At 70.2% G+C, this 14,538-nt stretch carries 16 protein-coding genes and 1 riboswitch; of the genes, 1 reads left to right on the top strand and 15 read right to left on the bottom strand.

From position 1 onward, the window contains the following. Positions 1 to 13: 13 nt before the first annotated feature. The 11 genes from gap to QM728_RS07315 form a co-directional block, all read right to left on the bottom strand. Positions 14 to 1,039 (bottom strand): type I glyceraldehyde-3-phosphate dehydrogenase, encoded by a 1,026-nt coding sequence (gap, locus tag QM728_RS07365; RefSeq protein ID WP_415031379.1) that lies wholly within the window; start codon positions 1,037 to 1,039, stop codon positions 14 to 16. Positions 1,040 to 1,178: 139 nt separating this feature from the next. After that, positions 1,179 to 2,162, bottom strand: coding sequence for a DNA-binding protein WhiA (gene whiA, locus QM728_RS07360; protein ID WP_415031378.1), 984 nt, complete (start codon positions 2,160 to 2,162; stop codon positions 1,179 to 1,181). Positions 2,163 to 2,203: 41 nt separating this feature from the next. After that, positions 2,204 to 3,241, bottom strand: coding sequence for a gluconeogenesis factor YvcK family protein (locus QM728_RS07355; RefSeq protein WP_415031377.1), 1,038 nt, complete (start codon positions 3,239 to 3,241; stop codon positions 2,204 to 2,206). Beyond that, a complete protein-coding gene (gene rapZ, locus QM728_RS07350; protein ID WP_415031376.1) occupies positions 3,238 to 4,125 on the bottom strand; it encodes an RNase adapter RapZ in 888 nt (295 codons plus the stop codon). Before rapZ ends, QM728_RS07355 begins: the two co-directional genes overlap by 4 nt. Then, positions 4,118 to 6,070 (bottom strand): excinuclease ABC subunit UvrC, encoded by a 1,953-nt coding sequence (gene uvrC, locus QM728_RS07345; RefSeq protein ID WP_415031375.1) that lies wholly within the window; start codon positions 6,068 to 6,070, stop codon positions 4,118 to 4,120. Before uvrC ends, rapZ begins: the two co-directional genes overlap by 8 nt. Before the next feature lie 128 nt (positions 6,071 to 6,198). Beyond that, a complete protein-coding gene (locus QM728_RS07340) occupies positions 6,199 to 6,405 on the bottom strand; it encodes a hypothetical protein (protein WP_415031374.1) in 207 nt (68 codons plus the stop codon). Between the two features lie 10 nt (positions 6,406 to 6,415). After that, positions 6,416 to 6,976, bottom strand: coding sequence for a potassium channel family protein (locus QM728_RS07335; protein WP_415031373.1), 561 nt, complete (start codon positions 6,974 to 6,976; stop codon positions 6,416 to 6,418). Then, complete coding sequence (locus QM728_RS07330; protein ID WP_415031372.1) at positions 6,973 to 7,467, bottom strand: PH domain-containing protein; 495 nt, start codon at positions 7,465 to 7,467, stop codon at positions 6,973 to 6,975. The genes QM728_RS07335 and QM728_RS07330 overlap by 4 nt, the downstream gene beginning before the upstream one ends. After that, positions 7,464 to 7,934: a 6,7-dimethyl-8-ribityllumazine synthase gene (ribH, locus tag QM728_RS07325; protein ID WP_415031371.1), complete on the bottom strand. Its 471-nt coding sequence runs from the start codon at positions 7,932 to 7,934 to the stop codon at positions 7,464 to 7,466. Before ribH ends, QM728_RS07330 begins: the two co-directional genes overlap by 4 nt. After that, positions 7,931 to 9,211: a bifunctional 3,4-dihydroxy-2-butanone-4-phosphate synthase/GTP cyclohydrolase II gene (locus tag QM728_RS07320; protein WP_415031370.1), complete on the bottom strand. Its 1,281-nt coding sequence runs from the start codon at positions 9,209 to 9,211 to the stop codon at positions 7,931 to 7,933. Before QM728_RS07320 ends, ribH begins: the two co-directional genes overlap by 4 nt. Beyond that, positions 9,204 to 9,800 carry a riboflavin synthase gene (locus QM728_RS07315; RefSeq protein WP_415031369.1) on the bottom strand — a complete coding sequence of 199 codons (597 nt, stop codon included), beginning with the start codon at positions 9,798 to 9,800 and terminating at the stop codon, positions 9,204 to 9,206. Before QM728_RS07315 ends, QM728_RS07320 begins: the two co-directional genes overlap by 8 nt. Positions 9,801 to 9,883: 83 nt before the next feature. Then, positions 9,884 to 10,043: riboswitch (FMN riboswitch) on the bottom strand. Between the two features lie 117 nt (positions 10,044 to 10,160). Here QM728_RS07315 and QM728_RS07310 point away from each other — a divergent pair. Then, positions 10,161 to 10,382 carry a DUF1049 domain-containing protein gene (locus QM728_RS07310; protein ID WP_415031368.1) on the top strand — a complete coding sequence of 74 codons (222 nt, stop codon included), beginning with the start codon at positions 10,161 to 10,163 and terminating at the stop codon, positions 10,380 to 10,382. Between the two features lie 17 nt (positions 10,383 to 10,399). Here the strand turns inward: QM728_RS07310 and ribD are convergent, their stop codons facing one another. Genes ribD through fmt form a run of 4 tightly spaced genes read right to left on the bottom strand, consistent with a single transcriptional unit; the run spans position 10,400 to position 14,495 of the window. Beyond that, positions 10,400 to 11,428 (bottom strand): bifunctional diaminohydroxyphosphoribosylaminopyrimidine deaminase/5-amino-6-(5-phosphoribosylamino)uracil reductase RibD, encoded by a 1,029-nt coding sequence (ribD, locus tag QM728_RS07305; RefSeq protein ID WP_415031367.1) that lies wholly within the window; start codon positions 11,426 to 11,428, stop codon positions 10,400 to 10,402. 4 nt (positions 11,429 to 11,432) lie between these two features. Further along, positions 11,433 to 12,128: a ribulose-phosphate 3-epimerase gene (gene rpe, locus QM728_RS07300; protein ID WP_415031366.1), complete on the bottom strand. Its 696-nt coding sequence runs from the start codon at positions 12,126 to 12,128 to the stop codon at positions 11,433 to 11,435. A gap of 10 nt (positions 12,129 to 12,138) precedes the next feature. Further along, positions 12,139 to 13,527, bottom strand: coding sequence for an RsmB/NOP family class I SAM-dependent RNA methyltransferase (locus QM728_RS07295; RefSeq protein WP_415031365.1), 1,389 nt, complete (start codon positions 13,525 to 13,527; stop codon positions 12,139 to 12,141). Next, on the bottom strand, positions 13,524 to 14,495 hold the full coding sequence (gene fmt, locus QM728_RS07290; RefSeq protein WP_415031364.1) for a methionyl-tRNA formyltransferase: 972 nt from the start codon (positions 14,493 to 14,495) through the stop codon (positions 13,524 to 13,526). The genes QM728_RS07295 and fmt overlap by 4 nt, the downstream gene beginning before the upstream one ends. Positions 14,496 to 14,538: the final 43 nt, after the last annotated feature.

The raw sequence follows: 14,538 nt of genomic DNA, 5'->3' as shown, positions 1-14,538 counted from the left end.
GGTGGGACTGGGATCAGGCCGACAGCGACTTGCTGACCAGGCCGATCAGGTCGACGAGGCGGTTCGAGTAGCCCCACTCGTTGTCGTACCAGGACACGACCTTCGCCTGGTCATCGATGACCTTGGTGAGGCCGCCGTCGACGAGCGAGCTGTGCGGGTCGGTGACGATGTCGCTGGAGACGATCGGCGCGTCGTAGTACTTGAGGATGCCCTTGAGCGGGCCCTCGGCGGCCGCCTTCAGCGCGGCGTTGATCTCCTCGGCGGAGGCCTTCTTGGCCAGGTGCGCGGTGAGGTCGGTGACCGAGCCGGTCGGGATCGGCACGCGCAGCGCGTAACCGTCGAGCTTGCCCTTGAGCTCCGGGAGCACCAGGCCGATCGCCTTAGCGGCACCGGTCGACGTCGGGACGACGTTGATGGCGGCGGCGCGGGCGCGGCGCAGGTCCTTGTGCGGGCCGTCCTGCAGGTTCTGGTCCTGCGTGTAGGCGTGGACCGTGGTCATCAGGCCCTTGACGATGCCGAACTCGTCGTTGAGGACCTTGGCCATCGGGCCGAGGCAGTTCGTGGTGCACGAGGCGTTGGAGATGATGTTCTGGCTGCCGTCGTACTTGTCGTCGTTGACGCCCATCACGATGGTGATGTCCTCGTCGGAGGCCGGCGCGGAGATGATGACCTTCTTGGCGCCGGCGTCGAGGTGGCCCTGGGCCTTGTCGCGCGCGGTGAAGATGCCGGTGGACTCGACGACGACGTCGACGCCCAGGTCGCCCCACGGAATGGCCGCCGGGCCCTCCTTGACCTCGAGGGCCTTGATCTTCTTGTCGCCGACGACGATGGTGTCCTCGCCCTCCAGGCGGACGTCCTCGGGCAGGCGGCCCAGGATCGAGTCGAACTTCAGCAGGTGGGCCAGCGTGGCGTTGTCGGTCAGGTCGTTGACCGCGACGATCTCAATATCGGTGGTGCCGAGCGCCTTCTGGGCCTCGACGGCGCGGAAGAAGTTGCGGCCGATCCGGCCGAATCCGTTGACGCCTACGCGAACAGTCACGTGCTTTCTCCTTTGTGGTTGGCACGCGGCGGTGATGGGCGCGCGCCGAGGGTATGACGGGTCCTACGGGTGTGGCCCTCAGCCTAGTCGGTGCGCCACGGCCGGGCGAAACAGGCCCGCCCGGGCGTCGGCGGCGTTCTCAGGCCTCGTCGAGCAGTTCGGAGGTGACCACCGATTCGGTGTCCGGGATCCCCTCCGTGCGGGCCTTCTTGTCGGCCATCGACAGCAGGCGGCGGATGCGGCCGGCGACCGCGTCCTTGGTCATCGGCGGGTCGGCAAGCTTGCCCAACTCCTCCAGGGAAGCCTGACGGTGCGTCACGCGCAACCGGCCGGCCGCGATCAGGTGGTCGGGCACCTCGTCGCCCAGGATCTCCAGCGCCCGCTCCACGCGGGCGGCCGCGGCGACGGCCGCACGGGCCGAGCGACGCAGGTTGGCGTCGTCGAAGTTGGCCAGCCGGTTCGCGGTCGCGCGAACCTCCCGGCGCATCCGGCGCTCCTCCCACTCCAGACGGGTGTCCTGGGCGCCCATCCGGGTGAGCAGCGCGCCGATGGCCTCCCCGTCGCGGATGACGACGCGGTCGGCCCCGCGCACCTCGCGCGCCTTGGCGGCCACGCCCAGCCGGCGGGCCGCGCCGACCAGGGCGAGTGCGGCCTCGGGGCCGGGACAGCTGACCTCCAGCGCCGACGAGCGGCCCGGCTCGGTGAGCGAGCCGTGGGCGAGGAAGGCGCCGCGCCAGGCGGCTTCCGAGTCGGCGATGCTGCCGCCGACGACCTGCGCGGGGAGGCCGCGCACCGGGCGGCCGCGCAGGTCGAGCAGGCCGGTCTGGCGGGCCAGTGCCTCGCCGTCCTTGACGACGCGCACGATGTAGCGCGAGCCCTTGCGGATACCGCCGCTGCGCAGGATGTGGACGTCGGAGGCATAGCCGTAGAGGTCGTGGATCTCGCGCCGCAGCCGGCGGGCGACATTGCCGGTGTCCAACTCCGCCTCGACGACGACGCGACCGGCGACGATGTGCAGGCCGCCGGCGAAGCGCAGCAGCGCCGCGACCTCGGCCTTGCGGCAGCTGACCTGGGTCACGGCAAGACGACTCAACTCGTCCTTCACCGCAGCTGTCATCGCCACCGCTGACGTTCCTCCACTCACGACATGTACCTCGAGACCAACTATGCCAATCCCCGGCCCTGCGGACGCTGCCCGGCCGGATCGCGATCCGTACGGGCGAGCGCGGCAACCGCGTCGGCGACCCGGCGCGGGTCGTGGACGTGCTTGCCGGGCACCGCAAGGTCTCCGACGTGCAACTCCGCGCCGAACAGCGCCGCTGCCCGTGCGAGGTGGTCGCGCTCCCGCCCGGCCGGAACCGACCGCTCGTCGACGAGGACGTCGTCGATCCGGAGCTTGTCGGCATGCGCGTGCAGCACGTGGAGGTGGCGCTCGACCGAGAAGCCGGGCGTCTCCCCCGGCTCCGGGGCGAGATTGACTATGAGCATCCTACGTGCAGATGTTGAAATCAGCGCGTTGAGCTGATCGGGCACCAAAACATGCGGGATCACGCTCGAGAACCACGACCCGGGACCCAGCACGACGAGGTCTGCCTCCGCGATCGCCGTGCAGGCGTCCTTGCTCGCCGGCGGCGCGTCGGGCAGCAGCCGCACCCGCCGCACCTTGCCGGGCGTGGTGGCCACCGCGACCTGGCCCTGGATACAGCGGCTGAGCCGGGGATCGGCCTCCAGCCCGGTGACGTCGGCCTCGATGGTGAGCGGCACGGTCGACATCGGCAGCACCGTGCCGGTGATCTGGAACAACTCCCCCAGCTTCTTGAGCGCCTGCACCGAATCACCCAGCATCTCGGTGAGCCCGAGCAGCAGTAGGTTGCCGATCGGGTGCCCGGCGAGTGCGCCGTGCCCGCCGAATCGGTGCTGCAACAGGTCGCCCCAGAGTTGCGCGTCGGCCGGGCTGCGCCCGTCCTTCTCGGTGTCGGCCAGGGCGGCCGGGGCGACGAGCAGCGCGGCGAGCGCCATCCGCAGGTCGCCCGGCGGGATGAGATCGAGTTCGCTGCGCAACCGCCCCGAGGAGCCGCCGTCGTCGGCCACGGTGACCACCGCGGTGATCTCGGGGCTGAGGAAGCGCATGGCGGTGAGCGTGGCGTACAGCCCGTGGCCGCCGCCGAGCGCGACGATCTTCCGGTTCCCGGCGCCGCTCATTCGCGCCCCAGATCACGGTGCATGACCCGGATCTCGAACTTGGGACCGTCGCCCTCGTCCTGGGCCTCGCCGAGTCGGCGCGCCAATTCCTCGGCCATGGCGACGCTGCGGTGCTTGCCGCCCGTGCAGCCGATGCCCACGCTCATGTACCGCTTGCCCTCACGCAGGTAGCCGTCCGCGACGAGCCGGATGATGTCGACGTAGAGCCGGGCGAACTCGTCGGCCCCCTCCTGGCCGAGCACGTAGTCCCGCACGGCTTCGTCCTGTCCGGTGTGCTCGCGCAACTCCGGCAGCCAGAACGGGTTCGGCAGGAAGCGCACGTCGGTCACCAGGTCCGAGTCGATCGGCAGGCCGTACTTGAAGCCGAAGGACTGGATCGACACCGACAGGCTCGCCGGCTGTTCGGTGTCCTGCGCGGCGTTGGTGAGGGTTTCGCGGAGTTTGGCGACCGGCAGCGACGTGGTGTCGATGACCAGGTCGGACTGCTCCTTCACGCCGACGAGGTAGTCGCGTTCGCGGCCGATTGCCTCGATGAGGGTGTCGTCGGTCTGGAGCGGATGGCGGCGGCGCACCTGCTCGAAGCGGCGGACGAGTACCTCGTCGCTGGCGTCGAGGAAGACCTGCCACACCGTCGTGCCGGCCGCCTCGAGATCGGCGCGCAACTGCGCCAGCTCCGGTGCCAGGTGATCGTCGGTGCCGCGCACCACCATGGCGATCCGCGACGTCGCCTCGCCGCCCGTGCGCGCGAGTTCGACGAGTTTGCCGATCAACGACACCGGGACGTTGTCGGCGACATACCAGCCCTCGTCCTCGAACACGTCCGCGGCCGCCGAACGGCCGGCACCGGACATGCCCGCGATGAAGACAACCGTGCTCTCAGCCATCGTCCTCCTGTCTACCCATTACCAGTGCATCGTGAACGGTCTTTGCGGTAGTTGGACCGATTCCGGGGACCGCGGCGATGTCGTCGACGCTCGCGGCGCGCAGGTTGGCCACCGAGCCGAAGGCGGTGACGAGCGCGGTGCGGCGCGTCGGGCCGAGACCGGGCACCGCGTCGAGCGCCGAGCTCGTCATCCGTTTGCTGCGTTTGCTGCGGTGGAAGGAGATCGCGAACCGGTGCGCCTCGTCGCGCACCCGCTGCAGGAGGAACAGGCCCTCGCTGGTGCGCGGCATGATGATCGGCTCGTCGTCGCCGGGCGCCCAGATCTCCTCCATCCGCTTCGCCAGGCCGACGACCGTCACGTCGGTGATGCCGAGTTCGTCGAGCACCGCCGCCGCGGCGTGCGTCTGCGGGGCTCCGCCGTCGACGACGAACAGGTTGGGCGGGTAGGCGAAGCGCTTCGGCTTGCCGGTCTCGGCGTCGATGCGCTCATCGCCGTCGGGCTCCGCGCGGTGCCGGAGGAATCGACGACGCGTCACCTCCGCGATGGACGCCACGTCGTCGGACCGCCCGTCGCCGGCCGCCTCTTTGATCGAGTAGTGCCGGTAGTCGGATTTGCGGGGCAGCCCGTCCTCGAACACCACGAGCGAAGCGACCACGTCGGTGCCCTGGACATGGGAGATGTCGACGCACTCGATGCGCAGCGGCGCCGAGTCCATCCCGAGGTACTCCTGGATCTCGGTGAGGGCCGCCGATCGCGAGGTGAGATCCCCGGCCCGGCGGAGCTTGTGCTGGGCCAGCGCCTCGGATGCATTCCGCTCGACGGTCTCGAGGAGATCGCGCTTGTCCCCGCGCTGCGGCACCCGGAGATCCACCCGCGAACCACGCAGGTCGGACAACCAGTCGGCCAGTTCACCGGCGTCGTCGGGCAAGTCGGGCACCAACACCTCGCGCGGCACCGATTCCCCCAACTCCCGGCTTGCCGACATCGTCACGGTGGCGTCCTGGTCTACCTGGGCGCCGTAGAACTGGGTCAGGAACTGCTCGACCTGGGCGCCGAGCGTGTCGTCGTCGGGGCGCTCGACGACCCAACCGCGCTGGCCGCGCACGCGACCGTCGCGGACCTGGAACACCTGGACCGAGGTCTCCAGTTCGTCGCCGACCATCGCCACGACGTCAGCGTCGGTCCCGTCGCCGAGGACGACCGTCTGCTTCTCCATGGCCCGGCGCAGCGCCGTCGCGTCGTCGCGCAGTCGCGCCGCGCGCTCGAAGTCGAGGTCTTCGGAGGCCTGCCGCATCTGTTTCTCGACGTCGGCGATCATCCGGTCGGTGCGTCCGGCGAGGAAATCGCAGAAGTCGTCGACGATCTCGCGGTGTTCGGCCGCGCTGACCCGGCCGGTACAGGGCGCCGAGCACTTGTCGATGTAGCCGAGCAGGCACGGACGGCCCATCTGACTGTGCCGTTTGAAGACGCCGTTGGAGCAGGTGCGCGCCGGGAACACCCGGGTCAGGAGGTCGAGGGTCTCCCGGATCGCCCAGGCGTGCGAGTACGGGCCGAAGTACCGCACCCCCTTGCGGCGCGGACCCCGGTAGACGAACAGGCGCGGGTATTCCTCGTTCAGGGTGACCGCGAGCATCGGGTAGGACTTGTCGTCGCGGTAGCGGACGTTGAACCGCGGATCGAATTCTTTGATCCAGTTGTATTCGAGCTGGAGCGCCTCGACCTCGGTCGTCACGACGGTCCACTCGACCGAGGCCGCGGTCGTCACCATCTGGTGCGTCCGCGGGTGCAGCGACGCGACGTCCGCGAAGTACGACGTCAAGCGGGACCGCAGGTTCTTGGCCTTGCCGACGTAGATGACACGGCCGTGCGGATCCCGAAACTTGTAGACCCCCGGCTCAGTCGGTATCGACCCGGGCGCGGGTCGGTAGGTCGAGGGATCGGGCACGACTCCAGATTAGTCGCCGTGGCTGACAGTGGTCCGGGGAGGATGTACCGACCATCACGATGGTGTTTGCGTCGGATTCCGACATGAACACCATCCTGATGCTGCCAATCCGGTTGTGGTCCGTTTCGTCAGCGCCGCCGCGTCCAGAGTCCGGTGGACCGGTTGCAGTACAGGCGGCCGTCGACCGACCGATGGCCGTACTCGTTGGTGTAGCAGGAGCCACCCTCCTGCTGGTAGGACGATCGGCCGCCGCCGAAGCTGCCGGTATCCGGCCACGGCCAGGGCAGGGCGAGGGCCACGGCGACCGCCAGGACGGCGGGAGCAACACGATTCATGGCCACCACGCTAGTCGTCGAGATCGCCCGTCGCGGAACCCTCGGGCGCGGCGGCCTCGGCGGCCCGGGCCGAGCGCACCCGGTCGCTCACCAACTGCGCGGCGAAGTGGACGCCGGCGCCGAGGATGAGCAGCGAGGACACCATCTGCGCCGAGACAGCGATCCGGGCACCCTGGCTCTCGGCGAAGATGTCGCCGAAGCCCGTCGTCGTGAAGATCGTGAGGCAGTAGTACAGCGCGTCGACGCGGGTGAGCTTGTCGCTGAAGCTGCCCGGGTGATAGTTGGACAGCAGGTAGTACGTGGCCGAGAACGCCGCGATGTAGAGCCCGACGATCGCGGTGAGCAAGTCGGCCGCGGCCAACGACGGATAGACGTTCAGGCGGAATCGTCGGATCGCGCCGGCACAGAACACGACGAGCAGCACGCCGCCGGCGATCAGGCCGATCGCGTTCCAGTGGCTCTGGTGGTCGATCGGCAGGAGGAAGTACGCCGCCAGCAACACGCTCGTGGCCACGACCGGGCGCAGGACCGCCCCGTTGAACCACTCACTGCGATCCGGTCGGGCGGTCATCGCGGCGCCGCCCCGTAGCGCTCCTGCAACTCGCGCACCCGCTCCATCGCCGCCACAGCCGACTCGCCGTCGCCGATGCGGATGGCCATCACGGGGACGTGTTCGTCCAACGGGAATTCCAGCCAGGCCGACGAACCGCGATCCGGGTAGCTGATGCCCACGACCTGGTCCCAACCGAAGACACGTTCGCCGATCAGGTTCCGCACCGCGACGCCCCGTTCCCCGACGCGGACGCGCGACCGGGTCAGCAACAGGATCCCGCCGGCCACCACGACGCCGACGAGCATCAGGGCCCACTGATCGGCGAGGCCGACGTTGCGCACGCCGTTGTCGCCGAAGTTGTGGGTGTGGCCGAGAACTGTGAGCTGCGACTTGGTCAGCAGGTACGCGAAGACACCGTGGATGATCAGCGCCGCGATGGCCGCGACCCAGGCCCAGATGACAATCCGGTGCGGCCGGTAGACGAAGTCCCAGTCCGAATCGTCGTTCACGTCAGCGACCGCAGGATCAGCGCCGAGGCGAGCGCGGCGTTCATCGCCTGCGCTCCCTTGTCCTCGGTGGAATCGGGCAGGCCGGCTCGGGCCAACGCCTGTGCCTCGGTGTCGACGGTGAGGATTCCGTTGCCGACCGGCGTGGACTCGTCGAGGGACACCCGGGTCAGCCCGGCGGTCACCGCGTCGCAGACATAGTCGAAATGCGGCGTCTCACCGCGGATGACGACGCCGAGTGCGACGACCGCGTCATAGCGGCGGGCCAGTGCCTGAACGATGACGGGGAGTTCGATAGCCCCCGCCACCCGGACGACCACCGCTTCGGCGACCCCGGCGTCGGTGGCGGCCCGGGTCGCGCCGTCGAGCAGTGCGGTACAGATCTGCTCGTGCCACTGCGACGCGACGATGGCCACGTGCAGCGCGTCGGCGCGCTTGAGGTCCAGGGTCGGTTCGCCGACACCGCTCATGACCGCTTCCCTTCCTCGGGCAGGTCCTCATCGTATTCGTCGAGGCCGACGAGGTCGTGGCCCATCCGATCGCGCTTGGTGCGCAGGTACCGCAGGTTCTCCTTGTTGGCGCGCACCGGCATCGGCACCCGCTCGGTGATGGCGAGGCCGTAACCGTCGAGCCCGACGCGCTTGGCCGGGTTGTTCGTCAGCAGCCGCATCGACCGCACGCCGAGGTCGACGAGGATCTGGGCTCCGATGCCGTAATCGCGCGAGTCGGCGGGCAGGCCGAGCGACAGGTTGGCATCGACGGTGTCGGCGCCGGCGTCTTGCAGCTGGTAGGCCTGCAGCTTGTGCAGCAGCCCGATCCCCCGGCCCTCGTGGCCCCGCATGTAGAGCACGATCCCGCGTCCCTCGTCGGCGACCATCTGCATGGCGGCGTGCAGCTGCGGGCCACAATCGCAGCGCAGCGAACCGAAGACGTCGCCGGTCAGGCACTCGGAGTGCACCCGCACCAGGACGTCGTCGCCGTCGTCGGCCGAGATGTCGCCCATGACGAGGGCGACGTGCTCGACGTCGTCGAAGTCGGAGGTGTAGCCGACCGCGCGGAAGTCTCCGTATTCGGTGGGAATCCGCGCGTCGGCGACCCGCGTCACGTGCTTCTCGTGGCGCCGCCGCCAGGCGATCAGGTCGGCGATCGAGACGAGGGCCAGACCGTGGTCGTCGGCGAAGACGCGCAATTCGTCGGCCCGCGCCATCTCGCCCTCGTCCTTCTGGCTGACGATCTCGCAGATGACTCCGGCGGGCGTGAGCCCGGCCAGCGTGGCCAGGTCGACCGCGGCCTCGGTGTGACCGGGACGGCGCAAGACGCCGCCCTCCTTCGCCCGCAGCGGCACGACGTGGCCGGGGCGGGTGAAGTCGACGGCCTTGGCCTCGGGACTCGCCAACAGGCGCATCGTGGTGGCGCGATCCGCTGCGCTGATCCCCGTGCCGATCCCCTCCCGGGCGTCGACGGTCACCGTGTAGGCGGTGCCGTGCTTGTCCTGGTTGGCCGACGTCATCGGCGGCAGACCGAGGCGGTCGCAGTCGTCGCCGGTCAGCGGCACGCAGAGGTAGCCGGAGGTGTAGCGCACCATGAAGGCGACCAGCTCGGGGGTCGCCTTCTCGGCGGCGAAGATCAGGTCTCCCTCGTTCTCCCGGTCCTCGTCGTCGACGACGACAACGGCTTTGCCGTCGCGGATGTCGGCGATCGCCCGCTCGACGGTGTCGAACTGGATCGGCTTCTTCTGCTCAGTCATCTCCGCCTCCGGTCAACTTCTCCACGTACTTCGCGATCACGTCCGCCTCCAGGTTCACCGGGTCGCCGACGGATGCCTCGCCGAGCGTCGTGTGCGCCAGGGTGGTGGGGATCAGCGAGATCTCGAACCAGTCATCAGCGGTGGCCGACACGGTGAGGGAGACGCCGTCGACGGTGATCGAGCCCTTCTCCACGACGTACCGCCGCAACGCCTCGGGCAGGCCGATGCGGATCACGGTCCAGTTCTCGGCCGGGGCGATCGACACGATGGTGCCGACGCCGTCAACGTGTCCCTGCACGATGTGGCCGCCGAAGCGTCCGTCGGCGCGCATGGCGCGCTCGAGGTTCACCGTCGAACCGACGGCCAGTGCCGCCAACGAACTCCGGTCCAGAGTCTCGGCCATGACGTCGACGGAGAACTCGTCGCCGCTCAATTCGGTGACGGTGAGGCAGACGCCGTTGACCGCGATCGAGTCGCCGAACGATGCGTCGCTGGTCACCGTCGGACCGCGCACGGTCAGCCGTGCGGCGTCGGTCAACTCATCACGTGCGGTGATGGTTCCGCGCTCTTCGACGATTCCGGTGAACACCTCGGGCTCCTCTCCTGCTCACCGAGTGCTCGGGGCGGGGGCCACAAGGGTCCGACGACGACGGCGGCGGTGCCGCGCGTCGCGCTGGTTCTCTCGCATCCGGACTATGACCGTCGGCTCCGGAATCACACCGGATCTGCTGACCCCGTCGCGGCCGTGCCGGCCGAACGGGCGCTCGCGGGCTGGATCGATCGCTCGATCATCACCGCCGGTAGGGAATCTCACCCTGCCCCGAGAACTCTGTTGAAAACGCTAGCACGCACCAGCTGCGGCGCGTAACCGCCGACTCCTTGGGATCGGGTCGAATCAAACTTGTCGCGATGACGGCCGACCGACGATGCGGTGTGCGATGCTTGGCGCATGAGTAACGAAGCAAAGAGCGGTTCGGGCATCGAGCACCTGTTGAAGCGGCACTGGTTCACCATCCTGGTGGCGGTCATCGCGGTCGTGTTCATCGCGCTCAACCGCACGCACACGGAGATCAACTTCCTGTTCGCCACGGTCGACACCGCGAAGTGGCTGGCCCTTTCGGTCGCTGCCATCCTGGGTCTGCTCGTCGGCTACTTCCTCGGCCGCAAATAGCGGCCGCGTACCCCGGGCTATAGGTCGGGGTGCCGTCGCAGCACCAGCTTCACATCGGCGTCCGGGGTGACCAACCCGGCCTGGACGATCACGAAGCGGTGCGCCTCGGCGAGCGTCGACACCGTTGAGTCGTCGACGGCATTGGCACCCGCTCCCAGGATCGTCGGCGCGATGTAGGCGTGCACCTCGTCGACCAGTCCGGCGGCGAGGAACGCGCCCAGAACCGCGGGACCGCCTTCCACCAGGACGTTCAGCGCGTCGGGAACAGCGGCCAGAACGTCGTGCGGATCGTGTGATCTCACCAGCTTCGTCGGCGCCGAGTCGTCCAGCACGGCGGCATCGTCGGGCAATTCCCGCTTGCCGACGACGATGCGCGTCGGCTGGTGCTCGTACAGACTTCCGTCCGGCTTGCGGGCGGTGAGCGACGGGTTGTCGGCCAGCGCCGTCCCGGTTCCGACGACGATCGCATCCATGCCGGCCCGTACCCGGTGGGCGTCTTCCCGCGCGCCCTCGCCGGTGATCCACCGGCTGGTGCCGTCGGCTGCCGCGACGCGGCCGTCGATGGTCGTCGCCGTCTTGGCGATCACACACGGCCGCCCGGTCTCCTGCCGGTGCAGCCAGCCCCGTAGCGGCCCGTTGAACGCCTCGCCCCCGCCGACGCCGACGATGACGTCGATCCCCGCCTTCCGGAGCGTGTCGGCCCCGTCGGCCGCCTCCGGATTCGGGTCCGACACCGCGAAGACCACGCGGGCGATCCCCGCATCGATGAGCGCCCGCGTGCACGGACCGGTGCGGCCGGTGTGGTCGCACGGTTCGAGGGTCACGACTGCTGTGGCCCCACGGGCCCTGTCCCCCGCCTCGCGCAGCGCCATGATCTCCGCGTGGGCCCCGCCGGCGGCTTGTGTGTGGCCGACGCCCAGCACCGCGCCCGCGTCGTCGACGATGACCGCACCCACCGGCGGATTGGGCGACGAGACCCCCATCGCCGCGCGCGACTCCGCGATGGCGCGGGCCATCGCCGCCCCGTACGGCTGGTCGGTGTTCATCGCCCTACTCGGTGCCCACGGCCGACGGCCAGTGCGCGGCGGCCTGCTCGCGCAGCGCGGCAACGGCGCGCCCCGGGTCGTCGGCGCTGTAGACCGCGGAGCCGGCGACGAAGCAGTCGACACCCGCCTCGGCGGCTTGCTCGATGGTGTCGGCGTTGATGCCGCCGTCGATCTCCACCAGAACGCTGAGCTCGCCGGCGTCGACGAGGCGTCGCGCGGTGCGCACCTTCGACAGCACCTCGGGGATGAAGCTCTGACCGCCGAAGCCGGGTTCGACGCTCATCACCAGCAGGGTGTCGATGTCGCGGAGGATCTCCAGGTAGGGCTCGAGGTTGGTGCCGGGTTTGATCGCCAGGCCCGCCTTGCCGCCGGCCGCGCGGATGTCGCGGGCGACCCCGCGCGGATCATCGGTGGCCTCGGCGTGGAAGGTGACGTTGTGGGCGCCCGCCTCGGCGTAGGGCGGTGCCCACCGGCCCGGGTCGTCGATCATCAGGTGACAGTCCAGGGGGATGTCGGTGGCCTTCAGCAGGCTCTCCACCACGGGGAGGCCCAGGGTCAGGTTGGGCACGAAGTGGGCGTCCATGACGTCGACGTGCAGCCAGTCCGAGCCGTCGACGGCGGCGGCCTCGGCGGCGAGGTTGGCGAAGTCGGCCGACAGGATGGACGGCGCGATCATCGGCGCGCTGGGTCGCTGGCACATGCTGATCAGTCTATGTCCGGCGGAGCACGGCGAGGAACATCGCGTCGGTGCCGTGCAGGTGTGGCCACAGTTGCACGTGCGGACCGGGCCCGAGGTCGTCGATGGGCATCCCGTCGGTCTGGACGAAGGTGCGCGCGTCGAGCTGTTCTGCGCCGGTGGCCGCGCAGACCGCGTCGACGACGCCGGCCGTCTCCGCCGGATGCGGCGAACAGGTCGAGTACACGACCGCGCCACCCGGCCGCGTGAGGCGGATCGCCTCGGTGAGCAGTTCACGCTGCAGCGGCACCAACTCGTCGACGTCGCCGGGGCTGCGCCGCCACCGGGACTCCGGCCGCCGTCGCAGCGACCCCAGGCCGCTGCACGGCGCGTCGACGAGCACGCGGTCGTAGCCGGGTTCCAAGTCGGTGGCGCGACCGTCGGCGACGTGGACGGTCACCGGCAGGTCGGCGGTGACCGAGCGGATGAGGTCCGCGCGGTGCTCGGACACCTCGACCGCATTCAGCCGTGCCCCGCCGACCTCGGCCAACGATCCGATCAGCGCGGCCTTGCCACCCGGTCCGGCGCAGAGGTCGAGCCACCGTCCGCCGTCGGGACCGTCGAGTTCGGCGCGGGTGAAGGCGATGGCCACCAGTTGGCTGCCCTCGTCCTGGACTCCGGCCAGCCCCTCCCGGATGACGTCGAGTTGGCCGGGGTCGCCCCCGGGAAGGTAGACGCAATAGGGCGACAACCGCCCCTCGTCGCCGCCGGACACCAGCGCCAGCTCGGTGGCGGTGATCTGGCCCGGTCGGGCCACCAGGTGTACCGGCGGACGAGAGTCGTCCGCGGCGAGGGCGGCCTGCAACGACCCGAAGGAGCCGCCGAGGGCGTCGGCGAACACCTCACCGATCCACCTCGGGTGCGCGTAGCGGAAGGACAGGTGACCCACGGGGTCCGCGGCGATGGGCGGGGCCAGCTCGTCGGCCCAGAGGTCCTCGTCTCGCTGGGAGATCTTGCGCAGTACGGCGTTGACGAAGCCCGCGGGCCCCTGACCGTCCTCGGCGCGGACCAGGTCCACGGAGGTCGAGACAGCCGCGTGCGCGCCGATGCGGGTGCGCAGCAGCTGGTAGGCGCCCAGTCGCAGGACGTCGAGCAGTCGCCCGTCGATCTCGTCGACCGGACGCCCGGCGGCGGCGCCGATGATGGCGTCGAGCGTGCCCTGGGCACGAGCGGCACCGTAGGTCAGCTCGGTGGCCAGCGCGGCGTCTCGCCCGCTGATGTCGCGCTCGCGCAGCAGCGCCGGGAGCAGCAGGTTGGCGTAGGCGTCGCGTTCGCGCACCGCGCGCAGGACGTCGCGTGCGGCCCGGCGCACCGGGTCGACGGCCTTGTCGCGGGTCTTGGTCCCCCGCCGCTGCTCGGTCATCGCAGCGACTGTCCCGGTTCCAGGCGTGCGCCGCGCGCCCAGTCGGCCGCCGGCATCTGCTTCTTGCCTGGCGGGACCACCCAGCCGAGCGCGACGACCTCGTCGGCGGTACCGACGTAGACCGCCTTCTTCGTGACGGCGATCTCGCCGGGGGCCAACGACTCCGGGGCCGCGGGTTCGGCGGCGACGCCCCGCCGGATCGGACCCAGGCGCAGGCGGATCTCACTGCCGCCCGCGTCGACCGTCGCCCAGGCGCCGGGGTCGGGCGTGTACGCACGGATGAGGCGGTCGACGATGTGCGCCGGCCTGCTCCAGACGACATGGGCGTCGTCGACGGTGATCTTGGGGGCGTGGGAGATGTCGTGGTCGGGTTGCGCGACCGGCGCCAGCTCATCGGTGGCGATCCCGTCGAGGGTCGCCACGAGGAGGCGCGAGCCCGAGTCGGCCAGCCGGGCGAGGAGTTCACCGCTCGTCTCGGTCGGGCCGATGTCGGTGGTGAGGGTGCCGTAGACGGGACCGGTGTCGAGACCGGCCTCGAGTTGGAAGGTGCTCGCGCCCGTGGTCGCGTCCCCGGCGGCGATGGCGGCCTGGACCGGAGCGGCGCCGCGCCACGCGGGCAGGAGCGAGAAGTGCAGGTTCACCCATCCGTGCGGCAGCAGGTCGAGGAGGCCGGGTGGGATCAACCCGCCGTAGGCGACGACCGCAGCGCAGTCCGGCGCCCACCGGGTGAGGGTGGCGAGCACGTCCGGGTCCACTTCCCCACCGCGCGACAGCCGCTCCGGTTGGCACACCGGCAGACCGAGTTCATCGGCCCGCTGCGCCACCTCGCTGCGGCTCACCTTGCGACCGCGGCCCGATACCGCGTCCGGCCGGGTCAAGACGCCGACGACCTCGTGATGAGGAGAGTCGACGAGTGCGTTCAACGAGGGCACCGCCACAGCGGGGGTGCCGGCAAACAGGACGCGCATTGGGCCAATACTAGGCGGGCCCGACTACGGCGGGTGACCCACT

Origin of the sequence: Gordonia sp. (in: high G+C Gram-positive bacteria), from assembly GCF_047602025.1 — a bacterium.
In the GTDB taxonomy this organism is placed as follows: Bacteria; Actinomycetota; Actinomycetes; order Mycobacteriales; family Mycobacteriaceae; genus Gordonia.
Note: the sequence above shows the minus strand (reverse complement) of the source record. Positions and strands in the feature narration are given on the sequence as shown.